22 protein-coding genes are annotated in these 23,993 nt (G+C 71.8%); 13 read left to right on the top strand and 9 right to left on the bottom strand.

The window, feature by feature from the left end; translation table 11 throughout:
* Window positions 1–29: 29 nt before the first annotated feature.
* Window positions 30–1,556 carry a DUF2252 domain-containing protein gene (locus tag B5557_RS22310; RefSeq protein WP_443031266.1) on the top strand — a complete coding sequence of 509 codons (1,527 nt, stop codon included), beginning with the start codon at window positions 30–32 and terminating at the stop codon, window positions 1,554–1,556.
* Window positions 1,557–1,560: 4 nt separating this feature from the next.
* Here the strand turns inward: B5557_RS22310 and B5557_RS22305 are convergent, their stop codons facing one another.
* The gene (locus tag B5557_RS22305; RefSeq protein WP_079661138.1) at window positions 1,561–2,781 is read right to left on the bottom strand and encodes an IS110 family transposase; all 1,221 of its coding nucleotides are present in this window, start codon (window positions 2,779–2,781) and stop codon (window positions 1,561–1,563) included.
* Between the two features lie 783 nt (window positions 2,782–3,564).
* Between B5557_RS22305 and B5557_RS22300 the strand changes: the two genes are divergently transcribed.
* Window positions 3,565–4,362, top strand: a complete 798-nt coding sequence (locus tag B5557_RS22300; RefSeq protein WP_079661137.1) for a J domain-containing protein — start codon at window positions 3,565–3,567, stop codon at window positions 4,360–4,362.
* Between the two features lie 129 nt (window positions 4,363–4,491).
* A complete protein-coding gene (locus B5557_RS22295) occupies window positions 4,492–4,821 on the top strand; it encodes a rhodanese-like domain-containing protein (RefSeq protein WP_079661136.1) in 330 nt (109 codons plus the stop codon).
* Window positions 4,822–4,880: 59 nt separating this feature from the next.
* Here the strand turns inward: B5557_RS22295 and B5557_RS22290 are convergent, their stop codons facing one another.
* The 6 genes from B5557_RS22290 to paaA all read right to left on the bottom strand — a co-directional run bounded on the left by B5557_RS22290 (window position 4,881) and on the right by paaA (window position 9,905).
* The gene (locus B5557_RS22290; RefSeq protein WP_079661135.1) at window positions 4,881–6,047 is read right to left on the bottom strand and encodes an acyl-CoA dehydrogenase family protein; all 1,167 of its coding nucleotides are present in this window, start codon (window positions 6,045–6,047) and stop codon (window positions 4,881–4,883) included.
* A gap of 91 nt (window positions 6,048–6,138) precedes the next feature.
* On the bottom strand, window positions 6,139–7,200 hold the full coding sequence (locus tag B5557_RS22285; RefSeq protein WP_079661134.1) for a 2Fe-2S iron-sulfur cluster-binding protein: 1,062 nt from the start codon (window positions 7,198–7,200) through the stop codon (window positions 6,139–6,141).
* Complete coding sequence (paaD, locus tag B5557_RS22280; RefSeq protein WP_079661133.1) at window positions 7,200–7,745, bottom strand: 1,2-phenylacetyl-CoA epoxidase subunit PaaD; 546 nt, start codon at window positions 7,743–7,745, stop codon at window positions 7,200–7,202. The genes B5557_RS22285 and paaD overlap by 1 nt, the downstream gene beginning before the upstream one ends.
* A complete protein-coding gene (gene paaC, locus B5557_RS22275; RefSeq protein WP_079661132.1) occupies window positions 7,739–8,587 on the bottom strand; it encodes a 1,2-phenylacetyl-CoA epoxidase subunit PaaC in 849 nt (282 codons plus the stop codon). The genes paaD and paaC overlap by 7 nt, the downstream gene beginning before the upstream one ends.
* Window positions 8,584–8,871 carry a 1,2-phenylacetyl-CoA epoxidase subunit PaaB gene (gene paaB, locus B5557_RS22270; protein ID WP_079661131.1) on the bottom strand — a complete coding sequence of 96 codons (288 nt, stop codon included), beginning with the start codon at window positions 8,869–8,871 and terminating at the stop codon, window positions 8,584–8,586. Before paaB ends, paaC begins: the two co-directional genes overlap by 4 nt.
* A complete protein-coding gene (gene paaA, locus B5557_RS22265) occupies window positions 8,868–9,905 on the bottom strand; it encodes a 1,2-phenylacetyl-CoA epoxidase subunit PaaA (protein ID WP_079661130.1) in 1,038 nt (345 codons plus the stop codon). The genes paaB and paaA overlap by 4 nt, the downstream gene beginning before the upstream one ends.
* A gap of 290 nt (window positions 9,906–10,195) precedes the next feature.
* Here paaA and B5557_RS22260 point away from each other — a divergent pair, with 290 nt between their 5' ends.
* Genes B5557_RS22260 through B5557_RS22250 form a run of 3 tightly spaced genes read left to right on the top strand, consistent with a single transcriptional unit; the run spans window position 10,196 to window position 13,187 of the window.
* On the top strand, window positions 10,196–11,194 hold the full coding sequence (locus B5557_RS22260) for a DUF5819 family protein (RefSeq protein ID WP_079661129.1): 999 nt from the start codon (window positions 10,196–10,198) through the stop codon (window positions 11,192–11,194).
* Window positions 11,191–12,402 carry an HTTM domain-containing protein gene (locus tag B5557_RS22255; protein WP_079661128.1) on the top strand — a complete coding sequence of 404 codons (1,212 nt, stop codon included), beginning with the start codon at window positions 11,191–11,193 and terminating at the stop codon, window positions 12,400–12,402. Before B5557_RS22260 ends, B5557_RS22255 begins: the two co-directional genes overlap by 4 nt.
* Window positions 12,399–13,187, top strand: a complete 789-nt coding sequence (locus B5557_RS22250) for a TrmH family RNA methyltransferase (RefSeq protein WP_079661127.1) — start codon at window positions 12,399–12,401, stop codon at window positions 13,185–13,187. The genes B5557_RS22255 and B5557_RS22250 overlap by 4 nt, the downstream gene beginning before the upstream one ends.
* Before the next feature lie 89 nt (window positions 13,188–13,276).
* Here the strand turns inward: B5557_RS22250 and paaN are convergent, their stop codons facing one another.
* Window positions 13,277–14,971: a phenylacetic acid degradation protein PaaN gene (paaN, locus tag B5557_RS22245; RefSeq protein ID WP_079661126.1), complete on the bottom strand. Its 1,695-nt coding sequence runs from the start codon at window positions 14,969–14,971 to the stop codon at window positions 13,277–13,279.
* Window positions 14,972–15,130: 159 nt separating this feature from the next.
* On the opposite strand from paaN, the gene B5557_RS22240 reads away from it, so the two are divergent.
* Both B5557_RS22240 and B5557_RS22235 read left to right on the top strand, forming a co-directional pair.
* Entirely contained in the window at window positions 15,131–16,645 is a 1,515-nt protein-coding gene (locus B5557_RS22240) for a 3-hydroxyacyl-CoA dehydrogenase (RefSeq protein ID WP_079661125.1), read from the top strand.
* Window positions 16,642–17,232, top strand: coding sequence for a TetR/AcrR family transcriptional regulator (locus tag B5557_RS22235; protein WP_079661124.1), 591 nt, complete (start codon window positions 16,642–16,644; stop codon window positions 17,230–17,232). The genes B5557_RS22240 and B5557_RS22235 overlap by 4 nt, the downstream gene beginning before the upstream one ends.
* A 68-nt stretch (window positions 17,233–17,300) precedes the next feature.
* On the opposite strand, the gene B5557_RS22230 is transcribed toward B5557_RS22235, so the two are convergent.
* Complete coding sequence (locus tag B5557_RS22230) at window positions 17,301–17,810, bottom strand: Lrp/AsnC family transcriptional regulator (protein WP_173877717.1); 510 nt, start codon at window positions 17,808–17,810, stop codon at window positions 17,301–17,303.
* Between the two features lie 175 nt (window positions 17,811–17,985).
* Here B5557_RS22230 and pdhA point away from each other — a divergent pair, with 175 nt between their 5' ends.
* The 5 genes from pdhA to B5557_RS22205 all read left to right on the top strand — a co-directional run bounded on the left by pdhA (window position 17,986) and on the right by B5557_RS22205 (window position 23,970).
* Window positions 17,986–19,122, top strand: coding sequence for a pyruvate dehydrogenase (acetyl-transferring) E1 component subunit alpha (gene pdhA, locus B5557_RS22225; RefSeq protein WP_079661122.1), 1,137 nt, complete (start codon window positions 17,986–17,988; stop codon window positions 19,120–19,122).
* On the top strand, window positions 19,119–20,123 hold the full coding sequence (locus B5557_RS22220; RefSeq protein ID WP_079661121.1) for an alpha-ketoacid dehydrogenase subunit beta: 1,005 nt from the start codon (window positions 19,119–19,121) through the stop codon (window positions 20,121–20,123). Before pdhA ends, B5557_RS22220 begins: the two co-directional genes overlap by 4 nt.
* Window positions 20,123–21,553, top strand: coding sequence for a dihydrolipoamide acetyltransferase family protein (locus tag B5557_RS22215; RefSeq protein ID WP_079661120.1), 1,431 nt, complete (start codon window positions 20,123–20,125; stop codon window positions 21,551–21,553). Before B5557_RS22220 ends, B5557_RS22215 begins: the two co-directional genes overlap by 1 nt.
* A gap of 81 nt (window positions 21,554–21,634) precedes the next feature.
* A complete protein-coding gene (locus B5557_RS22210; RefSeq protein ID WP_079661119.1) occupies window positions 21,635–22,594 on the top strand; it encodes an NTP transferase domain-containing protein in 960 nt (319 codons plus the stop codon).
* Window positions 22,591–23,970 carry a molybdopterin molybdotransferase MoeA gene (locus B5557_RS22205; protein ID WP_079661118.1) on the top strand — a complete coding sequence of 460 codons (1,380 nt, stop codon included), beginning with the start codon at window positions 22,591–22,593 and terminating at the stop codon, window positions 23,968–23,970. The genes B5557_RS22210 and B5557_RS22205 overlap by 4 nt, the downstream gene beginning before the upstream one ends.
* The last annotated feature ends 23 nt before the right edge of the window (window positions 23,971–23,993 follow it).

Below are 23,993 nucleotides of genomic sequence, written 5' to 3'. Positions count from 1 at the left end.
ATGGACGTATGCATGCGGGGGAGGCGGTCATGGCGACCGAGGCAGTCGGTGGTGTCGGTGTCGGTGTCCGTGTGGGAGCTGGCGTCGGCACCGGTACAGGGACCGGGATGGAGACGGGCGGGGCACGCAGGCTTCCCCGGGTGCGTGGGTTCGCGGAGTGGCCCGTCGAGCGGTCTGCTGATGGGGCGGGGCCGGCCGGGGACGGTCTGCGCTCGCCCAAGGAGGAGGGCAGGGCGCTGCGTGGCCGGGTCTCCCGGTCGGCGCATGCCGCACTCGACCTGCACGCCGCCCGCCCGGACGCCGTGACGGCGGTCGAGGAGTCCAACCAGGGCCGCATCCCGGAACTGACGCCGATAAGGGTCGGCCGGATGGCGGCGACGCCATTCGCGTTCCTGCGCGGCTCCGCGGGCCTCATGGCGTACGACCTGGCCCGCACCCCGATGACCGGGATCCGCGCGCAGATCTGCGGTGACGCCCACGCCGCCAACTTCGGTCTGTACGGCGACGCCCGCGGCGGACTGGTCATCGACCTGAACGACTTCGACGAGACGGTCGACGGACCCTGGGAATGGGACCTCAAGCGCCTCGCCGCCTCCCTGGTGCTCGCAGGCCGGGAAGCCGGCGCGGACGAGGACACCTGCCGCAGAGCAGCGCACGGCGCGGCCGGCTCCTACCGCCGCACCATGCGACTCCTGGCCAGGCTCCCGGTGCTGGACGCGTGGAACGCCATCGCCGACGAGGAGCTCGTCTCCCACACCGACGCCCACGACCTGCTGGGCACCCTGGAACGGGTCTCGGAGAAGGCGCGGGCCAACACCAGCGGGCGGTTCGCGGCCAAATCGACCGAGCCGACGGAGAACGGCGGCCGCCGCTTCGTCGACGCGGCACCGGTACTGCGCCGAGTCCCGGACGCGGAGGCCGCCGCGGTGGCCGCGTCCCTGGAGCACTACCTGACCACCCTGTCCGAGGACCGCCATCCCCTCCTGGCCCGTCACGCCGTGCACGACGTCGCCTTCCGCATCGTCGGCACGGGCAGTGTCGGCACCAGGTCGTACGTGGTGCTGTTGCTGGACCACCGGGGAGAACCGCTCATCCTCCAGGTGAAGGAAGCCCGCGCGTCGGCCCTGGTTCCGCACCTGCTGACGGCCGGCTTCGAAACGCCGGAGGTGGACCACGAGGGCCGCCGGGTGGTGATCGGGCAGAAACGCATGCAGGTCGTCAGCGACATACTTCTGGGCTGGACGACGGTCGACGGTCGCCCCTTCCAGGTACGGCAGTTCCGCAACCGCAAGGGCAGCGTCGACCCGTCCGCGCTCGCCGCCGACCAAGTCGACGACTACGGCCGCATGACCGGCGCCCTCCTGGCCCGCGCTCACTCCCACAGCGCCGACCCGCGCCTGATCGCCGGCTACTGCGGCAAGAACGAGGAACTCGACGACGCGATCGCCACGTTCGCCGTCACCTACGCCGACCGCACCGAAGCCGACCATACGGACCTGGTGGCGGCCGTACGGGCGGGACGGATCGCGGCCGAGACAGACATCCGATGCGGTTGATCAGTCAAGCGGTGTCGGGGAAGGCGGTCTGCTCGTCGTAGGGGATGCGGCGGGTGAGGCAGTGGTGCAGGCAGCCGAGCATGCGGTTGAACAGGTTGCGTTGTGCTGCGACGTGTCGTTCTTCGGTTGCTCGGCGGCGGTCGTAGTGGGCTCGTGCTCCGGGGGATGCTGTGAGGGCGGCGAAGGCCCAGTTGTAGCCGGCTGAGGCGAGGCGCTGGTTCTTGATGTGCCTGGCCAGGACGGTGGTCTTGCGTCCGGAGGATCTGGTGATGGGGGCGGATCCGGCGTAGGCCTTGAGTGCGCGGGCGGTGGCGAAGCGGGTGTGGTCGTCGCCGAGTTCGGCCAGGACGCGGGCGCCGGTGAGGTGGCCGAGGCCGGGGAAGCTGGTGATGATTTCGGCGTCGTCGTGGGCGGTGAAGGCGTCGACGACCGCGGCTTCCAGCTCGTCGGCGCTGGTGCAGGCCGCCTCGAACTGCCGTAGCAGGGCGAGGGCTTTGGTGCCCATCGCCTGCTCCACCAGGGGCGGTTGATGCATCTGTGGTTCGCGCAGTAAGCCGTGGAGGCGCTCGACCTCGGCGGTGATCTCGCGTTGGCGGCCGGCCTTTTTGAGGATTGCCCGCAGTTGGGGGCGGGTGAGCTGGGCGGCCTGCGTGGGCGTGGGTGCCGTGGCGAGCAGGGTGCGGCTGACGGGTGAGGCGAGGCCTTCGCGGAAGTGTCTGAAGACGGTGAGGAAGGCGGGGAAGTATTCGCGCAGGTGGGAGCGCAGTCGGTTGCCGGTCTCGACGCGGTTCCAGACGGCGTCCTGCTGGGCTCGGGCCAGGACGGTGATGGCTTGGGCGAGGTGGCTGTCGGCGGGCAGGGGGCGGTGTTCGGCGGGGTCGGTGCGCAGGATGTGGGCGAGGACTTTGGCGTCGAGGTGGTCGGACTTCTTGCGGCTGAGTGCGTAGCGGTCGCGGTAGCGGGCGGCGGTGAGCGGGTTGATGACGTAGACCGGTCGGCCGGTGGCGCGCAGGCAGGCGACCAGGAGCCCGTGGGAGGTCTCGATGGCGACGGGGATCGGGTTGTCGGGGTTGTCTCCGTGGCGGGCCAGGAGGTCGAGGAGCTGGGCGAGGCCCGTGGGGTTGTCGTCGATGCGGAGCTTGGCGAGGAGGGTGCCGCTCTCGTCGAGCAGGGCGATGTCGTGGTGGTCGGTGGCCCAGTCGATACCGCAGAACACGCTGGTCATAGGGGTGTCCTCTGATTGGCGGTGGTGTGTTGGTCCTCGCCGGGCAGGGGTTGCGCGTCTTCCTAATGGCAGGGCTCAACGGCCCGTCATCCGATCAGTCGTTCGCAATCCCAGCGGTCGTCAGGGGTCTCGGTCAGCTGCGGAACTGAAGCGTTCGCCGAGCGGTGAGAGGTGTTTCCCTGGCGGCGGCTTGGACCACGAGTCAACGATGCCGCTGTTGTGTCCTTCGGCGGAGGGGGCGGGGGCGGTCCGCGCGGGACGAAGGCCAGAGCGCGGGCCGCCCCCGCCCCCTCCGCACGATGAGGAACGAAACGAGTGGGCTGGCATGCGGGGCCGACTCTGTCTTGGGAGGTCAGGCCTCAGGAGCGGCTACGGATCACCGCATGCCGGCTCACTCAAGACGTTCGCCAGCAGGATCAAGACGAACGTCTTACGACGCCATTAGGAGTGTGAGCGGGGCTCGCTGACGTACGTCGCCACGTACGTCGACCTTGCCGTGCAGACCTCACGACCTGAGGCATGTGATCTCGGCCGGCACGTAGGTCGATCTCGGCGGGCAGACCAGGTGTCTGCCTGCCGCCCCGGGACGCCGGTGGCGGTCCGCCGAGACCGGGAAGCGGGGTGGGCGGGTGTGGGGTGGGCGGGGGCGGGAGGGGAGGGGGAGGGAGGGGGGAGCCCCCCGGAGTCGTCCGAGCCGCCCGAGCCCCCCAGCCCGGGCCGGGCGGTGGTTGGCAGCGGTGGTTGGCAGCGGTGGTCGGGGTGGCGTTGGCCTAGGCTGGTCGGGTGACGACCCCCGAAGCTGAGCAGCCCCGGCCCGAGGCGCGGCTGGAGCAGGCCGTGCGGGCCGCCGAGCAGGCGTTGATCGAGTTCGAGATCGCGGTGGAGACCTTCCGCGTCGAGGTCGAGAACTTCTCGCGGCTCCACCACCAGAAACTCGGTCCGATGTACACCCGGCTCGACGAGCTGGACGCGCAGATCGCCGAGGCCAGGGCTGCCCGCACCGGTGATCCCGAGGACCTGCGCAAGGCGGCCGAGGCGCGGGCGCGGGTGATGCCGATGCCGGGGGTGGAGGAGCTGTTCCACGGCTGGATGGACGGCGAGGGGCTGTTCCCGGAGGCTGCGGCGATGCTCGCGGAGCAGTCGGTGAGGCCTCCGGAGCGGGTGCGGCCGAGCGAGGAGGCCCGCAAGCTGTACCGCGAGCTGGCCCGCAAGGCTCACCCCGACCTGGCGCAGGAGGACGCCGAGCGGGCCCGGCGGGAGGAGTTCATCACCCGTGTGAACGCGGCTTACGCCCGCGGGGACGAGGTGCTCCTGCGTGAGCTGGCCGAGGAGTGGGCGGCCGGTCCGGTGCCCGCCGAGCGCAGCCCGAGCCCGAGTGAGGAGCTCTACGCCCGTCTCGAGTGGCTCGCTCAGCGCAAGGAGATGCTCACGCTGGTCGCCCGGGAGCTGGAGGACAGCGCGATCGGCTCGATGCTTCGGATGGCCCCGGACGACCCCGATCGTCTGCTGGACGAGATCGCCGACAAGCTTCTCGCCGATGTCGCCGCCCGTGAGGCGGAGCTGGCCGAGCTGGTGGGTTAGCGCCGAGCTGGTGGGTGCCGGTGCCGGTGCCGATGCCGGTGTCGTGTCGGTGCCGGGCCGGTGGGCTGGTGGGGGCGTCGTGACGGTTGCGGGGTCGGGTAGCGTCGGGGCATGAGTTTCGGAGCTGGTGTGCCCACGGTCGAGGTCGGAGACCTCAAGGACGGCGATTTCCTGCTGGACGTCCGTGAGGACGACGAGTGGCAGGCGGGCCACGCCGAAGGGGCACTGCACATCCCCATCAGCGAGTTCGTCGCCCGCTATGGCGAGCTGACCGAGGCGGCTCCGCAGGACGGGCGGGTCCATGTGATCTGCCGTTCCGGCGGGCGTTCGGCCCAGGTCACGATGTATCTCGTCCAACAGGGCCTGGAGGCCGTGAACGTCGACGGCGGCATGCAGATCTGGGCCGCCGCGGGCCGCCCGGTCGTCACGGACGAGGGCCGGCCGGGCTTCGTTCTGTAGGCGGCAGGCGGCAGGCGGCAGGCGGCAGGCAGGCAAGTCCCGTGGGCGTGTCGGGTCGGTCAGCCGAGGGGGTGGGCGGCCAGGAGGTCGCCGAGTGCTTCCTCGTGTGCCGCGGCCGGGCCGAGTGACAGTTCCAGGTGCTTGGCCCAGGCGTGGTAGCGGTGCAGTGGGTAGTCGACGTCGGCGCCGAAGCCCCCGTGCAGATGCTGCGCGGTCTGCACGATCCGCCGTACGGCGTCGGAGGCCCAGATCTTGGCCACGGCGACGTCACCGGAGGCGGGCAGTGCTCCCGGGGCCCCGGAGGCGATCCGCCAGGCGGCCTGCCACAGAGTGACCTCCATCGCGCGCAGGTCGATGTAGCGGTCGGCGGTCTGCACGGCGACGGCCTGGAAGCTGGCGATGGGGTGCCCGAACTGCTCCCGCTTGCCGGCGTAGTCGCTGGTCATCGCCAGTGCGCGTTCGCCCAGACCGAGCGCCAGCGCACAGGTCCCGGTGGTCAGCAGGGCGCGCAGCCACTCCCAGGCGTCGTCGGCGGTGATGACGTCCCGGGCGGCGATCCGCGCCGAGTCGAGGCGTAGTTCGCCGAGCCGTTCGCCGGTGGTGGAGATCTGTTCGGCGAGCTCGACCCCTTCGTGTTGGCGGGGGATGACGGCGAGGACGCTCCGGTCGTCCCCGGTGCGCGCCGGTACGACGATGAAGTCGGCGTCGTACGCCCACGACACCGCCGTCTGCACCCCGTCCAGCACCCACTGACCGCCGGAGTCTCCCGCGCCGCTCATGGCGTCGGGGCCGTCCTGGCGGGCGGTGACAGCTAGTTCGGCCGGGTCGTGGCCCGTGCGGCCGTTCGTGGCGACGGTCAGGACGACCTCGCCCTGTCCGGCCCGGGTGAGGAGGGAGGACTTCAACTGCGGGCTGCCGTAGGCCTGTACGGCGGCCATGGCAGCGCTGTTCTCCAGCAGTGGTACCCGTGCGAGCACCTTCGCCGACTCGCGCAGGACCAGGCAGAGCGCGATCGCGTCGAGGCCCGCACCGCCGGACTTTTCGTCGAGGAGCAGGCTCAGCAGGTCCGCCGCGGCGAGCCTGGACCACAGTGCGCGGTCGAAGCCGTCGGCCACGGCGCCCTTGGTGAGCGCGGGGCTCGGCACGGCGTCGGGGGCGACTCCGGCGAAGACTCCCCGCGCCGCCTCGGCCGCGGCCTGCTGCTCCTCGGTGAAGGTGAAGTCCACGGCCTGTCCTCCCGACGGGTCAGCTGATCTGACGGAGCGTCAAGATAGAACAGGTTCTAGAAGAAGGGAACAGTAGCCGAGGCCCTGCTCCTCACCGGTCGAAGTCCACCTCCACCGCCTCCGTCAGCGGATGCGACTGGCACGCCAGCACATACCCGGAGTCCGTCTCCTCCGGCTCCAGCGCGAAGTTGCGGTCCATGCGGACCTCGCCGGAGACCAGGAAGGCCCGGCAGGTTCCGCACACGCCGCCCTTGCAGGCGTAGGGCGCGTCGGGCCGGTTGCGCAGCACCGTCTCCAGGACCGACTCCCCGTCGCGGACGGGCCAGCTTCCGCCGCGGCCGTCGAGCCGGGCGGTCACGGTGCTGTGGGCGGGGGCGGCCGTGCGTGCCGGGGGTGCCGCGACGTCCACGTGGAAGATCTCCTCGTGGATCCGGGACCGTGCGACCCCGAGTTCCCGCAGTGCCCGCTCCGCGCCCTGTACGAGCCCGAACGGTCCGCACAGGAACCATCCCGCGACGTGTTGCACCGGCAGCAGCGAAGGGAGCAGCCCGGTGAGCCGCTCCTGGTCGAGCCGCCCGGAGGGAAGTCCCGCCTGCTGTTCCTCGCGGGAGAGGACGGTGACCAGGTGGAGTCGCTCGGGGAAGCGGTCCTTGAGGTCGGCGACCTCTTCCAGGAACATCGTCGAGGCGGCCGTACGGTCGCTGCGTATGAGGCAGAACCGGGCCGCGGGCTCGCGGGCCAGCAGCGTGGAGGCGATCGACAGCACCGGGGTGATGCCGCTGCCGCCGACGATCGCCGCGTACAGACCGGGTGCGGGGTCGAGGGTGAACCGGCCGGCCGGAGTCATCACCTCCAGCTCGTCGCCGACGTTGATCTCCTTGAGTGCGTACGTCGAGAAGGCTCCGTCCTCGACGAGGCGTACGCCCACTCGCAGCGTGCGGGGTCCCTCGCCGTCGGGGTCGGGTGCGGGCGAGCAGATCGAGTACGTTCGCCGGACCTCGGCCCCGTCGGCCACGCGGCGCAGGGCGAGATGCTGTCCGGGGGTGTGCCGGTACTCCTCGCGGAGTTTGTCGGGGACCGTGAGGGTGAGGGCGACGGAGTCGTCCGTGAGGCGCTCCACCGCGGCCACCTGGAGCGGGTGGAAGCGGGCCATCACAACTCCTTGAAGTGGTCGAAGGGTTCCCGGCAGGCGAGGCAGCGACGTAGCGCCTTGCAGGCGGTGGAGGAGAAGCGGCTGAGCAGTTCGGTGTCGGCGCAACCGCAGTGCGGGCAGCGGACCGGTTCGTCCGGCCCGTGTTCCCGTTCGCTGTGGAGGGTGTGCGTAGGGCCCAGCGTCAGGGGCACCGGGCCCGGGACGGCCCGGGTGCTGCGGGGTGGGGCGATGCCGAACTCTCGCAGTTTGCGGCGTCCTTCGGCGGAGATGTCGTCGGTCGACCAGGCGGGTGTGAGGACGGTGCGCACGGTGACCTCGCGTACCCCGTGCTCGTGCAGCGCCCTTTCGATGTCGACGGACATCGCCTCCACCGCTGGGCAGCCGGTGTAGGTGGGGGTCAGTTCGACTTCGACGGTGTCCGTGTCGCGGATGTGCACCGCGCGCAGCACGCCGAGTTCCTGGAGGGTGAGCACGGGCAGCTCGGGGTCGGGCACCGAACCGGCGACCGCGAGGAGTTCCGCCTCCAGCGGGGTGAGTGTCACCATGACGCCCCCGGGTGGCTGCGGTGCAGGTGTTGCATCTCGGCGAGCATCGGGCCGAACGACTCGGTGTGCAGGCCTTCGCGGCCGGCGCCGGCGCTCCAGGCTCCGGTGCGTGGCCCTTCGGGCACTGCCAGGCCGGCCCCCCCCAGCACGTTTTTCACCGACTCCAGCCAGGCCGTGTCCAGGTCCGTCCCGGCCGGGGACGGCTCATCGGGGGCCGTTCCGTCGCAGTCTGTGCTGTCAAGGTTCGTGCCGTCGAGGTTCGTGCCGTCGAGGTTCGTGCCGTCAAGGTTCGTGCCGTCAAGGTTCGTGCCGTCGAGGTCGAGGCCGTGGAGCGGGCGGAACATCTCTCCGGTGAACCGCCACAGCGCATCGCAGGCGCGCTGCATCCGCTCGTGGCTGAGCTCGGTGCCGTCGCCGAGCCGCAGTGTCCACTGTTCGGCGTGGTCGCGGTGGTAGGCGACCTCTTTGACGGCTTTCGCCGCGAGCCCGGCGAACGGGCCCTCGCGGGCGGCCAGTTGTGCGTACAGCAGGTGCTGGTAGGTGGAGAAGTACAGCTGGCGGGCGATGGTGTGGGCGAAGTCGCCGTTGGGCTGCTCGACCAACTGGAGGTTGCGGAAGGCGCGTTCCTCGCGCAGGTAGGCCAGCTCGTCCTCGTCGCCGGCCATCGACAGCAGGATCCGGGCCTGGCCCAGCAGGTCGAGCGCGATGTTGGCGAGGGCGACCTCCTCTTCGAGGACGGGCGCGTGACCCATCCACTGCCCCAGGCGGTGGGAGAGCACCAGGGCGTCGTCGCCGAGGGCGAGGGCGGCGGCGTGGGTGTGCGTGTTCGTCGTCGTGGTCACAGGTGCTTCACCCCCTCCGGGATCTCGTAGAACGTCGGGTGTCGGTAGGGCTTGTCGGCGGCCGGTTCGAAGAACGGGTCCTTCTCGTCGGGCGAGGAGGCCGTGACCGCGGAGGACGGCACGACCCAGATCGAGATGCCTTCGCCGCGCCGGGTGTAGAGGTCGCGGGCGTTGCGCAGGGCGAATTCGGCGTCCGGCGCGTGCAGGCTGCCGGCGTGGGTGTGGGAGAGGCCGCGCCGGGAGCGCACGAAGACCTCCCACAGGGGCCAGTCGGTGTTCGTCATGCCTGCTCCACTTCCGTTTTCGTCCCGCCGGCGCGCTTGGCCGCGTGGGCCGCGGCCGCCTCTCGGACCCATGCGCCCTCGTCGTGTGCGCGCCTGCGTTGGGTTATCCGCTGTTCGTTGCAGGGGCCGTTGCCCTTGAGGACTTCCTTGAACTCGGTCCAGTCGATGGGGCCGAAGTCGTAGTGCCCCTCTTCCTCGTTCCACGTCAGGTCCGGGTCGGGGAGGGTGAGGCCGAGGGACTGGGCCTGGGGGACGCAGATGTCGACGAAGCGCCGGCGCAGTTCGTCGTTCGAGTGGCGCTTGATCTTCCATGCCATCGACTGCGCGGAGTGCGCGGACTCGTCGTCGGGCGGGCCGAACATCATCAGCGAGGGCCACCACCAGCGGTCCACCGCGTCCTGCGCCATCGCGTGCTGCTCCGCGGTGCCGCGGCTGAGGGCGAGCAGCAGTTCGTAGCCCTGGCGCTGGTGGAAGGACTCCTCCTTGCAGATGCGGACCATCGCGCGCGCGTACGGGCCGTAGGAGCAGCGGCACAGGGGGACCTGGTTGGTGATTGCGGCGCCGTCCACCAGCCAGCCGATCGCGCCGACGTCCGCCCAGGTCAGCGTCGGGTAGTTGAAGATGGAGGAGTACTTCTGGCGGCCGGTGTGGAGCTTGTCGAGGAGTTCCTCGCGTCCGGTGCCGAGGGTTTCGGCCGCGCTGTACAGGTAGAGGCCGTGGCCCGCCTCGTCCTGGACCTTCGCCATCAGGATGGCCTTGCGGCGCAGGGAGGGCGCGCGGGTGATCCAGTTGGCTTCCGGCTGCATGCCGATGATCTCGGAGTGGGCGTGCTGGGCGATCTGGCGCACCAGCGTGGCGCGGTAGGCGTCGGGCATCCAGTCGCGTGGCTCGATGCGCTCGTCGGCGGCCACGGTGGCGTCGAAGGCGCGCTCGTAGGCCTCGTCGGCGCCGCTTCGGCCGCTTTCGTCGCGTCCGCCGGTCTGTGCGGTGTGCGGCTGTGTGCGGGCCGTCTGGTGCGCGGCTGCTGTCGCCATGCGGTCCCCCTTCACCTTGGGCCTGGGCTCGGTGCCCCGGCCTCGGCTCTGCCCGAGCCTTCTCCCGACCGATCGTTCGGTCCGTGCGATTCCATGGTGGGACGGCCGTCGTAAGGTGTCAACCGCTGTGGATAACCTGCGGGCGTCCCCTGTGGACAACACCACCCCGTCCCGCCCAGGCCCGGGCGCCGCGGGGGGAGGGCTGCGCCGAACGGGTGAGGCTGAGTACCGTTCGCGATTGCGCGACGCAGCGCGAAGACGACCGGGATCGGATCGGGGAACGGGGCGGAATGGACGCGTACGACGGAGGCTCTGGCGCTCCGCAGGGGGCCAATACGCCAGGGGAGGCGGACAAGGAGACGGCGGCCGGGACGGAAACGGCAGCGGAAGCGGCGGCGGAAGCGGCAGCGCAAACGGGCACCGTGGCCGGGGCATCCCCCGCGGAGGGTGCCGTTCCGGGTCCCCGGGCCGGGGCCGCCGCTCCTGAGGCCGGCGCTGTACCAGGCCCTCGGGCCGAGCCGACCGGCCCCCTCGCCTGGCCGGCCGTCGTCCCGTCCGCCGGTGTCGTCCCCGCCGCCGGTGTGGTGGCCGTGCCCCCTCACGCCGTGCCCCCTCCCCCCGCGCCCCCGCACCCCGAGCCCCGTACCGGTGTGGCCGCGCTCTCTCCGCGCTATCAGATCGGCGCCGCGCTGGCGCTCGCCGTCGTCGCGGTCGCTGTCTGTGTGCATGTCGGGATGGTGTTTTTGCACGTCGCGCCGTCGAACACCGTCACCAAGGCGCACGGCAAGGCGATCGACGAATGGATCTACCCGGAGTTCGAGCAGAACTGGAAGCTGTTCGCGCCGAACCCGTTGCAGCAGAACATCGCCGTCCAGGTCCGCGCCCAGGTCCGCACCGCGGAGGGCGGGTCGAGGACCACCGGCTGGTACGACCTGTCCGCGCAGGACGGCCGGGCCATCGACGGCAACCTGCTGCCGAGTCACACCCAGCAGAACGAGCTGCGCCGCGCCTGGGACTTCTACACGTCCACGCACGGCAACGACAACCGCCCGGTTGGCATACGTGGCGCGCTCTCGGAGACGTACCTGCGCCGCATCGTGGTGCTGCGGCTGGAGCGTGGCGGGGCGGCCGGTGACGGCGGTGTCGTCGAGCGGGTCCAGGTCCGCTCGCAGACCACCAATGTGACCCCGCCGAAGTGGAGCGACGAGAAGGTGTCGATGAGCCCGGTGTACCGCGAGCTGCCCTGGTGGTCGGTGCCGGACGGCGGGTCCGAGGGAGGTGCGAGGTGAACCGGTTCTCCTTGACGGTGTCCACCGCCATCGCCCGCGTCACCGAGTCGGCGCTCGGGCCGTACCAGAGTGCCGTGGTCCGCATCGGCTTCAGCGCCACGTGGCTGCTGTTCCTGGTGCGCGAGTTCCCCCACCGCCAGGAGCTCTACGGTCCCGACGGCCCGTGGGACTGGGAGCTGGCCCGGCAGCTGATCGACTCCAATGGCGCGTTCACGGCCCTGATGTGGTCGGACGGCCGGGGCTGGTTCGAGGCCGTCTACGCGCTCGCGCTGCTCTCCAGCGTGCTGCTGCTGCTTGGGTGGCGCACCCGTGCGATGTCGGTGCTGTTCATGGTCGGTGTGCTCTCGCTGCAGAACCGCAGTGTCTTCATGGGCGACGGTGGCGACAACGTCCTGCACCTGATGTCGATCTACCTCGTGTTCATGCGCTGCGGTCGGGTGTGGTCGCTGGACGCGCGGCGGGCGCGGCGTGAGCAGGCGGCACGCGCGCGTGGGGAGCGGGTCACGGACCGGATTGGTCCCGTTCTGTGGGCCGCGGGCGGGTTTGTGCTGGTCACCGTGACTGTCGCGGGCCGATTCCACAGTGAGTGGAGCATTCCGGCGCTGCTGTGGGCGGCGTGGGTCGCGCAGGGTCTGTGGTGGGCCGTCGGCCGTCTGCGGAAGTCGGCGGAGCCGCGGATCCTGCTCGACGTGATCGGCAACATCCTGCACAACGGTGCTCTGGTCGTGATCATGGCCGAGGCCTGTCTGATCTATGCGACGGCCGGCTGGTACAAGATCCAGGGCTCGCGCTGGCAGGACGGCACCGCCGTGTACTACCCGCTGCACCTGGACTACTTCTCGCCCTGGCCCGCGCTCGCCGACCTGCTCGCGGGCAGCGGCACGATGGTGCTGCTCGCGACGTACGGGACTGTGATCGTGCAGGTCGCCTTCCCGTTCACCCTGTTCAACCGGCGGCTGAAGAACGTTCTGCTGGCTCTGATGATGGTTGAGCACGCGGGGATCGCCGTGGTGCTGGGCCTGCCGTTCTTCTCGCTGGCGATGATCGCGACGGACGCCGTGTTCCTGCCGACGTCGTTCCTGCATCGGCTGGGCGGCTGGGCGGCCCGCGCGCGTGGACGGCTGTTCTCCGGCGGTGGCCGTTCGGCGGCGGCGGAGCCGCGGGCCCAGGAGGACGCCGAGCACGCGCGCGTAGGGTTCACGGCATGACCGACCCCGTGAGCGCCGGCCGCGACCCGCTCGGCCGGTGGCGCAGGCTCGCGGGCGCCTCCGTCCTGCTCGACGGCTTCCACGCCCTCAAGCACGCCGTGCGCTTCGGGGCGGAGGTGCCGGTGGCGGTCACCGTCGACCGGCGGGCGGCACTCGCTCTCGCCGACGAGCTCGCTCCCGACGTGCGCGAGGCGCTGGCGGCGCTCCTGACGGAGGTCCCGGAGGCGACGTACGCCTCCCTGGTGCCGCGTCCGCATCCCACGGCGGTCGCGGCTCTGGCCGTGCGGCCCGTGCGGGAGGACAACCTGGAGCGGCTCGGGCACGCGCCCCGCAGTAGTCCGGTGGTGGTTCTCGACAACCCGCGCAATCTGGGCAACGCGGGGGCGGTGATCCGGTTGGCCGCCGGGTTCGGGGCGACCGGGGTGGTCACCACCGGCACGCTCGATCCCTGGCATCCGACCGTCGTGCGGGGCGGGGCGGGGCTGCACTTCGCGACCGCCGTGGAGCGGCTGACCGTCGACGAGCTGCCGGCAGGGCCGGTGTTCGCGCTGGATCCGGAGGGCGACGACATCCGGGGCATCGAGCTCCCGGACGACGCCCTTCTCGCCTTCGGCTCCGAGCGCAGCGGGCTCTCCGCGGAGCTGCGCGCGCGTGCCGATCATCTTCTCGCCCTGCCGATGCGCCCCCAGGTCTCCAGCTACAACCTCGCGACCAGTGTGGCCATGACGCTGTACCACTGGAGTGCGACCGGCGGCGCACCGCACGCACCTCAGTACGCGCCTTAGACGCCCAGGGACGCCCTTGGGCGTCCCTGGAACATTCCCAGACGTCCCCTGGGCGTCCTCCAGACGTCCCTAGACGTCCCTAGACGTCCCTAGACGTCCCTGCGGACCTCGACCACCCGGAAGCGGTTGGCGACGAACGCGCCGTCGGTGAGGGCCGCGTTGGCCGCCGGGTTGCCGCCCGAGCCGTGGAAGTCGGAGAACGCGGCCGTCTGGTTGACGTAGACCCCGCCGGTGAGGTTGAAGGACAGCTGGGCGGACTCCTCCAGGCAGACCTCCTGGATCGCCTCCTCGACCTCCTCGTCGGTGGTGTACGCGCCGACCGTCATCGCGCCCTTCTCGCGCACCGTGCGCCGCAGCAGGGCGACCGCGTCGGCCGCGGAATCGACGGCGACGGCGAAGGAGACCGGGCCGAAGCACTCGCTCATGTAGGCGGCCTCGTCGTCCGGCTTGGCCCCGTCCAGCTTCACGATGACCGGGGTGCGCACGACCGCGTCCGGGAACTCCGGGTTGCTCACCTCGCGGGAGGCGAGGGCGACCTCTCCGAGCCCTGCCGCGGCCTCCAGGCGGGCCTTGACGTCCGGGTTGACGATCGCGCCGAGCAGGCCGTTCGCGCGCGCGTCGTCGCCGAGGAGACCGTCGACCGCGCGGGCGAGGTCGGCGACGACCTCGTCGAAGGTCTTGGTGCCCTCGTCGGTGCGGATGCCCTCGCGGGGGATCAGCAGGTTCTGCGGTGTGGTGCACATCTGGCCGCTGTACAGGGACAGCGAGAACGCCAGGTTGGCGAGCATGCCCTGGTAGTTCGCGGTGGACTCCACGATCACCGTGTTGACGCCGGCCTTCTCGGTGAAGACCTGCGCCTGGCGGGCGTTGGCCTCCAGCCAGTCGCCGAAAGCGGTCGAGCCGGTGTAGTCGATGATCCTGATCTCGGGGCGGGTGGCCAGGGTCTTGGCGATGCCCTCGCCGGGGCGCTCGGCGGCCAGGGCGACCAGGTTCGGGTCGAAGCCGGCCGCGGCGAGCACCTCGCGCGCGATGCCCACGGTCAGCGCGAGCGGCAGCACCGCGCGCGGGTGGGGCTTGACCAGGACCGCGTTGCCGGTGGCCAGGGAGGCGAACAGGCCGGGGTAGCCGTTCCACGTCGGGAAGGTGTTGCAGCCGATGAGCAGGGCGGTGCCGCGCGGGACCGGTGTGAAGCTCTTGGTCATCGACAGCGGGTCGCGCTTGCCCTGCGGCTTGGTCCACTCCGCCGTACCCGGGGTGCGGACCTGCTCGGCGTACGCGTAGGCGACCGCCTCCAGGCCGCGGTCCTGTGCGTGCGGGCCGCCCGCCTGGAACGCCATCATGAAGGCCTGGCCGGAGGTGTGCATGACCGCGTGGGTGAACTCGTGCGTGCGGTCGCTGATCCGCTTGAGGATCTCCAGACAGACCACCGCGCGCAGTTCCGGGCCCGCGTCGCGCCAGGCGCGCTGTCCGGCCCGCATGGCGGGCAGCAGCGTCTCCAGGTCCGGGTGCGGGTAGGTCACGCCCAGCTCGATGCCGTACGGCGAGACCTCGTCGCCCACCCAGTCGTCGGTGCCGGGCTGGCCGAGGTCGAGGCGGGTATGCAGCACGGCGTCGAAGGCGGCCTTGCCCGCCGCCGCGTCCAGACTGCCGTTCTCCCCGTAGGCCTTGGGGTGTTCCGGGTGCGGGGACCAGTACGCCCGGGTGCGGATCGTTTCCAGGGCCTGGTCGAGGGTGGGCCGGTGCTGGGCGATCAGATCGTGCGTGGTCAGTTCGGCGGTGGCCATGCGGGACCAACTCCTCGTCGTGAGAACTCTTCTTCGAGCCCATGACCTGGCGGAACCCTGGGCAGGAACGGCCAGTCAGGGTTAGAGTAACCGAACGATCGGTCGGGACAAGGGGGCCTGCCGTATCTGTGGAAAACCCCGTGCGGGAGGATCGCGCACATGACAGCACTCGACCTCAGCAGCCCCGTGGCCGTCGTCGGCGCCGGCACCATGGGCCAGGGCATCGCCCAGGTCGCGCTGGTCGCCGGCCACCCGGTGCGGCTGTACGACGCCGTTCCCGGACGGGCCCGGGAGGCGGCCGCCGCGATCGGCGCGCGCCTCGACCGGCTCGTCGAGAAGGACCGCCTCGCCGCCACCGACCGGGACGAGGCACGCGCCCGCCTGCGGGCCGTGGAGAGCCTCACCGACCTCGCGGACTGCTCCCTGGTCGTCGAGGCAGTCGTCGAGCGCCTGGAGGTCAAGCAGGAACTGCTGCGGCAGCTGGAGGACGTCGTCGGCGAGGACTGCCTGCTCGCCACCAACACCTCCTCCCTGTCGGTGACAGCCATCGCCGGCGCCCTGCGCAACCCCGGCCGCTTCGTCGGACTGCACTTCTTCAACCCCGCGCCGCTGCTGCCGCTCGTCGAGGTCGTCTCCGGGTACGCCACCGACGTCACGTCAGCCACGCGCGCGTACGAGACGGCCCGCTCCTGGGGCAAGACGCCGGTCGCCTGCGCCGACACCCCCGGCTTCATCGTCAACCGCATCGCGCGGCCCTTCTACGCCGAGGCCTTCGCCGTCTACGAGGCCCAGGGCGGCGACCCGGCCACCATCGACGCGATCCTGCGCGAGTCGGGCGGCTTCAGGATGGGCGCGTTCGAACTGACCGACCTGATCGGGCAGGACGTCAACGAGTCGGTCACGCACTCCGTGTGGCAGTCCTTCTTCCAGGACGTGCGTTTCACGCCGTCGCTCGCCCAGCGCCGCCTGGTCGAGTCGGGCCGGCTGGGCCGCAAGTCAGGCCAGGGCTGGTACGACTACCGGGAGGGCGCCGAGCCGGCCGAGCCGCACACCGCGGAGAAGGCCCAGCCGCCCGCGTACGTCGTCGCCGAGGGCAACCTGGGCCCCGCCTGCGAACTGCTCGCGCTGATCCGCGAGGCGGGCATCCAGGTCCGCGAGGAGGAAGAGGACCACGGCAGCCGCCTGGTGCTCCCCGGCGACGGCCAGCTCGCCCTCGCCGACGGCCAGACCTCCGTGGAGTTCCGGGACGTCGTCTACTTCGACCTCGCCCTCGACTACCGCAAGGCCACCCGCATCGCCCTGTCCGCCTCCCAGGACACCTCCACCCAGACCATGTCCGAGGCGATCGGCCTGTTCCAGGCGCTCGGCAAGGACGTCAGCGTCATCGGCGACGTCCCCGGCATGGTCGTCGCCCGTACGGTCGCGCGGATCGTCGACCTCGCGCACGACGCCGTCGCCAAGGGGGTGGCCACCGAGGAGGACATCGACACCGCGATGCGCCTGGGCGTGAACTACCCCCTCGGTCCCTTCGAGTGGAGCCGCAGGCTGGGCCGCACCTGGGCCTGCTCCCTCCTGGACGACCTGCACGAACGCGACCCCTCCGGCCGCTACGCGCCGTCCCTCGCGCTCTACCGGCACTCCTACGCCACCGAGAAGCGGGAGGGCGCCTCGTGACCACCGCCAAGCGCGACACGTACACCCCGGAGACCCTGCTCTCGGTCGCCGTCCAGGTCTTCAACGAGCGCGGCTACGACGGCACCTCCATGGAGCACCTGTCCAAGGCCGCCGGCATCTCCAAGTCGTCGATCTACCACCACGTCGCCGGCAAGGAGGAACTGCTGCGGCGGGCCGTCAGCCGGGCCCTGGACGGCCTCTTCGGGATCCTCGACGAGGAGCACGCGCGCGTGGGGCACGCTTCACAGCGCCTGGAGTACGTCGTGCGGCGCATGGTCGAGGTGCTCATCGGCGAACTGCCGTACGTGACGCTGCTGCTGCGCGTGCGCGGCAACACCGACACCGAACGGTGGGCCCTGGAGCGCCGCCGCGACTTCGACCACCGGGTCGCCGAGCTGCTGAGAGCGGCCGCCGCCGACGGGGACGTACGCGGCGACATGGACGTGCGACTGGCGACGCGACTGGTCTTCGGCATGATCAACTCACTCGTCGAGTGGTACCGGCCGGGCGGCCGGGGAATGGTCGAGAGCGAGGTGGCCGACGCGGTGGTGCGGCTGGTCTTCGAGGGCCTGCGCACGGCGGACTGAGACCACCGGCCTCGTGGCCGGTCAGCTCTGTGTTTGGTCAGCTCTCTGGCCGTCATCCCTGTGGCCGGTCATCCCTGTGGCTCCAGGTCCTCCTCCTCGAACACCAGCAGCGTGCGCGTGCTGAGCACCTCGGGGATCTCCTGGAGCCGGGTGAGCACCACCTCGCGCAGCGCCCGGTTGTCGGGCGTGTGCACCAGGAGCAGGACATCGAAATCGCCCCCGACGAGGGCGATGTGGGAGGCGCCGGGCAGCTGTCTGAGCTGCTCGCGCACGGTCCGCCAGGAGTTCTGCACGATCTTCAGCGTGATGTAGGCGCTGGTGCCCTGGCCCGCGCGCTCGTGGTTCACGCGGGCCCCGAAGCCGCGGATGACGCCGTCGTCGATGAGCCGGTTGATCCGCGCGTAGGCGTTGGCGCGCGAGACGTGGACCCGCTCGGCGACCGACCGTATCGAGGCGCGGCCGTCCGCCTGGAGCATCTGCAGGATGTCCTGATCGATGGCGTCGAGCGGGCGCGGCGGCTGCAGCGGGACACCGCTCTCCGGGAGCGACCCCTCTTCGGCCATTTGTTCAGGTGCCATGTCCCCCCGCCTCCCTACCATGGACGTACTGCGTCCATCTCAGGCTGTGGAGAACCGTTTGTCCACAGCCTGAGGGGCCCCGTAGCCAAAATGTGCCGACGACCGAACAATCGGTAGGTGAGGCGCATCACCTTCGACGCGCCTCCCGTAGCCGCTTCCACGAGGAGGTGCCGTCATGACGGTCATGGAGCAGCGGGGCACGTACCGGCCCACGCCGCCGCCCGCCTGGCAGCCCCGTACCGACCCCGCGCCGCTGCTGCCCGACGCGGAGCCGTACCGCGTCCTCGGCACCGACGCGGCCGCGCAGGCCGACCCCGAGCTGCTGCGCCGGCTGTACGCCCAGCTGGTGCGCGGCCGTCGCTACAACGTCCAGGCGACCGCCCTCACCAAGCAGGGCAGACTCGCCGTCTACCCCTCCAGCACCGGCCAGGAGGCCTGCGAGGTCGCCGCCGCGCTCGTTCTCCAGGAGCGGGACTGGCTCTTCCCCAGCTACCGCGACACCCTCGCCGTCGTCGCCCGCGGGGTGGACCCCGTGGAGGCCCTCACCCTGCTGCGCGGCGACTGGCACACCGGCTACGACCCCTACGAGCACCACGTCGCGCCCCTGTGCACACCACTCGCCACCCAGCTTCCGCACGCGGTGGGCCTCGCGCACGCCGCCCGCCTCAAGGGCGACGACGTGGTCGCGCTCGCCATGGTCGGTGACGGCGGCACCAGCGAGGGCGACTTCCACGAGGCGCTGAACTTCGCCGCCGTCTGGCAGGCCCCGGTCGTCTTCCTCGTGCAGAACAACGGCTTCGCGATTTCCGTACCGCTCGCCAAGCAGACCGCCGCCCCCTCGCTGGCCCACAAGGCCGTCGGGTACGGCATGCCGGGCCGCCTGGTCGACGGCAACGACGCCGTCGCCGTGCACGAGGTGCTGGCCGACGCCGTGCGCCGCGCGCGCGAGGGCGGCGGTCCGACCCTGGTGGAGGCGGTGACCTACCGCATCGAGGCGCACACCAACGCCGACGACGCCACCCGCTACCGCGCCGACGCCGAGGTCGAGACCTGGCGCGAGCACGACCCGATCCGGCTGCTGGAGCGTGAACTGACCGCGCGCGGGTTGCTCGACGAGCACACACAGCAGTCCACACGCGACGCCGCCGAGGCGATGGCCGCCGATCTGCGCGCCCGCATGAACCAGGACCCGGTCCTCGACCCGATGGACCTGTTCGCCCACGTGTACGCCGAAGACACTCCCCAACTGCGGGAACAGCGCGCCCTGTTGCAGGCCGAGCTCGAGGCGGAGCAGGAAGGCGCGCACCGATGACCACCGTCGCCCTCAAGCCCGCCACCATGGCGCAGGCCCTCACGCGCGCGCTGCGCGACGCGATGGCCGCCGACCCGTCCGTGCACGTCCTGGGCGAGGACGTGGGCACCCTCGGAGGCGTCTTCCGGGTCACCGACGGGCTCGCCAAGGAGTTCGGCGAGGACCGCTGCACGGACACCCCGCTCGCCGAGGCGGGCATCCTCGGCACCGCCGTCGGCATGGCCATGTACGGGCTGCGTCCGGTCGTGGAGATGCAGTTCGACGCCTTCGCCTACCCGGCGTTCGAGCAGCTCATCAGCCATGTCGCCCGTATGCGCAACCGCACTGGGGGGCGCATGCCCCTGCCGATCACCGTCCGCGTGCCCTACGGCGGCGGCATCGGCGGCGTCGAGCACCACAGCGACTCCTCCGAGGCGTACTACATGGCGACCCCGGGCCTCCATGTCGTCACCCCCGCCACGGTCGCCGACGCGTACGGCCTGCTGCGCGCCGCCATCGCCTCCGACGATCCGGTCGTCTTCCTCGAACCCAAGCGTCTGTACTGGTCCAAGGACTCCTGGAACCCTCAGGACCCGCAGACCGTCGACCCGATAGGCCGCGCCGTGGTGCGGCGCCCGGGCCGCAGCGCCACACTGATCACGTACGGGCCGTCGGTGCCGGTCTGTCTCGAAGCCGCGGAGGCGGCGCGCGCCGAGGGCTGGGACCTCGAAGTCGTCGACCTGCGTTCCCTGGTGCCCTTTGACGACGAGACGGTCTGCGCCTCGGTACGGCGGACCGGCCGCGCGGTCGTCGTCCATGAGTCGGGATCCTTCGGCGGGCCGGGCGGAGAGATCGCGGCCCGGGTCACGGAGCGCTGCTTCCACCACCTGGAGGCGCCGGTGCTGCGGGTCGCCGGGTTCGACCTGCCGTACCCGCCGCCGATGCTGGAGCAGCACCACCTGCCCGGCGTCGACCGCATCCTGGACGCCGTGGCGCGGCTGCAGTGGGAGGCCGATAACTGATGGCACAGGTGCTGGAGTTCAAGCTCCCCGACCTCGGGGAGGGGCTCACCGAGGCGGAGATCGTCCGCTGGCTGGTCCAGGTCGGTGACGTGGTCGCCGTGGACCAGCCGGTCGTCGAGGTCGAGACGGCCAAGGCGATGGTGGAGGTGCCCTGCCCCTACGGCGGCGTGGTCACCGCCCGTTTCGGCGAGGAGGGCACGGAACTGCCCGTCGGGGCCCCGCTGATCACGGTGGCGGTCGGCGCGCCGGCCTCCGCCGGGGCGGCCGTTCCCACCGAGGGCTCGGGCAACGTGCTGGTGGGCTACGGCACTTCGGAGGCACCGGCGCGGCGCAGGCGGGTGCGGCCGGTTCAGCCGCCGCCCGCCACCCCCGCCACCCCAGCGACCACGGCTGCTCCCGCTGTCCCGGCTGATGTTTCGGCCGCTGTCCCGGACGACGTTTCGGCCGTTGGTGCCCACAAGGCAGCGGACAGTCCCGTTCCTGTGATCTCCCCGCTGGTGCGCCGCCTCGCCCGCGAGAACGGCCTGGACCTGCGACAGCTCGCCGGCTCCGGACCCGACGGGCTGATCCTGCGGGGGGATGTCGAGCACGCGCTGCGGGCGGCCGCAGCCCCGCAGCCCGCTCCGCAACCCGCTCCGCAACCCGCTCCGCAGCCCGTCCCGCAACCCGTCCCGCAGCCCGCGCCGGTCTCCCCGGCGACGCCCACTCCCGCGGCTGCCCCCACCCCCACCCCCGCCGCCTCCGCCCATCGCATCCCCCTCAAGGGCGTCCGGGGTGCAGTCGCCGACAAGCTCTCCCGCAGTCGTCGGGAGATTCCCGACGCGACCTGCTGGGTGGACGCCGACGCGACGGAACTGATGCGTGCCCGCGCCGCCATGAACGCTGCGGGCGGGTCGAAGATCTCCCTGATCGCGCTGCTGGCCCGGATCTGCACCGCGGCCCTGGCCCGGTTCCCGGAGCTCAACTCGACCGTCGACATGGCGGCCCGTGAGGTCGTCCGCTTCGACCACGTCCACCTCGGGTTCGCCGCACAGACGGAGCGGGGCCTCGTCGTGCCCGTCGTCCGCGACGCTCACGCCCTCGACGCCGAGGGGCTCAACGCCGAGTTCGCACGGCTCACCGAGGCCGCCCGGGACGGGCACCTCACCCCCGGCGAACTGACCGGCGGCACCTTCACGCTGAACAACTACGGCGTGTTCGGCGTCGACGGCTCCACGCCGATCATCAACCACCCCGAGGCGGCCATGCTCGGCGTCGGCCGCATCGTCCCCAAGCCGTGGGTGCACGAGAACGAGCTGGCGGTGCGCCAGGTCGTGCAGCTCTCCCTCACCTTCGACCACCGGGTGTGCGACGGCGGCACCGCGGGAGGCTTCCTGCGCTACGTGGCGGACTGCGTGGAACAACCGGCGGTGCTTCTACGCACCCTGTGATCACGAACTCGGCCCGGGCGTTCCCCGCGTTCCCCGTGATCGCGGGGAACGCATCGCCGGGGTGACCCCCATACTCGGGGGGTGACCTCGAACGAGCCTTCCGAGCCGGCGTACGACGCCGTCGTGCTCGCCGGTGGCGGCGCCCGGCGGCTCGGCGGCGCCGACAAGCCCGGCGTGCGGGTGGGCGGGCGCGCGCTGCTGGACCGGGTGCTCGGCGCCTGCGTCGACGCGCGCGCCACCGTCGTCGTCGCCGACCCTCGCCCCACCGCCCGGCCCGTGCGCTGGGCACGCGAGGACCCGCCTGGTGCGGGCCCCGTCGCCGCGCTCGACGCCGGAGTACGGCACACCGCGGCCGACGACGTGCTCGTCCTCTCCGCCGACCTGCCTTTCCTCGCGGCGGACACCGTACGGCGGCTGCTGACCGCCCTGCGCGCCGGTGCGGCCGAGGGTGCGCTGCTCACCGACGCCGACGGCCGCGACCAGCCGCTCGTCGCCGCGTACCGCACGGCCGCCCTGCGCCGTGAACTGGAGGTGCTCACCGCCGACCACGGCGGCCTCACCGGGCTGCCCCTGCGCCGGCTGACCGCCGGACTCGACCTCACCCGCGTCTCCGACCCTGTCGCGTCCTTCGACTGCGACACCTGGGACGACATCGCCACCGCCAGGGCACGTATCAGGGAGCATGGCCACGTGTTGGATGAATGGATCTCCGCAGTCAAGGACGAGCTGGGCATCGACCTCGATGTCGACACCGGCGGCCTCCTCGATCTCGCCCGTGACGCCGCCCACGGAGTGGCCCGGCCCGCGGCCCCGCTGACCACCTTCCTGGTCGGCTACGCCGCCGCGCAGGCCCAGGGAGGCCCCGAGGCCGTCGCCGAGGCCGCCCGCAAGGCCGCGGCGCTGGCCCTGCGCTGGGCGCAGGAGGCCGAACAGGACACCGCCGCCCCACAGGACAAGGCCCAGGCCCCACAGGACAAGGCCCCACAGGACAAGAAGGACAAGGTCGTCGAGCCCGGCGGCTCTGGACCGGACGCCGGATGACGCCCCGCGGCACCCGGCAGGGTCTTGACGCCGAGGACTTCGATGTCGAGGAGGCGCTCGCCCTCGTGAAGGACGGCAACGGCCCCACGCAGCGGGACGGCAACGGCAACCGTTCCCCGTCCTCCCACGCCCCGCAGACCGGTCACCGGGCCGCCGCCGGGGAGCACCGCCACCAGGCCACCCCCTGGCCGGAGGCCCGGACGATCGCCGCCCGTGCCGCGCGGTCGTGTGCCGCCCGCCGCGCGCCAGTCTCCGTGACCTTCGGCGACGCCCTCGGCCTCGTCCTGGCCGCCCCCCTGACCGCACTCACCGACCTGCCCTCCTTCGACACCTCCGCGATGGACGGATGGGCGGTTGCCGGACCCGGCCCCTGGCACGTACGGGACGAGGGCGTGCTCGCCGGCAGCGCCGCGCCCGCGCCCCTCGCCGACGGTGAGGCCGTCCGGATCGCCACCGGCGCCCGGATCCCCGCGGACACCACCGCGGTGCTGCGCAGCGAGCACGGCCGCACCGACGACAACGGCCGGCTGCACGCGACCCGCGAGATGCAGCACGGGCAGGACATCCGCCCGCGCGGGCAGGAGTGCCGCAGCGGGGACCAGTTGCTGCTCGCCGGAGCGGTGGTGACCCCGGCCGTGCTCGGTCTCGCCGCGGCCGCCGGGTACGACACGCTGACCGCTGTGCCCCGTCCCCGGGTCGAGGTGCTCGTCCTCGGTGATGAACTGCTCTCCGAGGGCCGCCCCCACGACGGCCTCATCCGGGACGCTCTCGGCCCGATGCTGCCCCCGTGGCTGCGGGCGCTGGGTGCCGAGGTCACCGCCGTACGCAGGCTCCGTGACGACGCGAAGGCCCTGCGCAAGGCCATCACCGCGTCCGGTGCCGATCTGATCGTCAGCACCGGGGGCACGGCCTCGGGCCCGCTCGACCATGTGCACCCCACCCTGCGCCGCCTCGACGCCGAACTCCTCATCGACGGCGTCCAGGTGCGCCCCGGTCACCCCATGCTGCTGGCCCGTCTCACGGAGGACCAGCACCTCGTCGGTCTGCCAGGCAACCCCCTCGCGGCCGTCTCCGGTCTGCTCACCCTCGCCGAGCCCCTGTTGCGCACCCTCGCCGCCCGCCCGGCTGCCGAGCGGTACGCGCTGCCGTTGAGGGAAGCGGCGCACGGGCATCCGTACGACACCCGGCTCATTCCGGTCGTGCTGCGGGGCGATCATGCCGTGCCGCTGCACTACAACGGGCCGGCCATGCTGCGGGGCATCGCGGCGGCCGATGCCCTCGCCGTCGTACCGCCGGGCGGTGCTCGGGCGGGTCAGGAGGCCGAACTCCTCGATCTGCCGTGGGCGGCGGCCGGGATCGGTGCCTGTTTCACGTGAAACACCCTCCGTGTTTGACGTGA

The organism is Streptomyces sp. 3214.6 (assembly GCF_900129855.1).
GTDB classification, from domain to species: domain Bacteria; phylum Actinomycetota; class Actinomycetes; order Streptomycetales; family Streptomycetaceae; genus Streptomyces; species Streptomyces soliscabiei.
The sequence above is the reverse complement of the archived record's forward strand: the minus strand, read 5'-3'. Positions and strand labels throughout refer to the sequence as shown.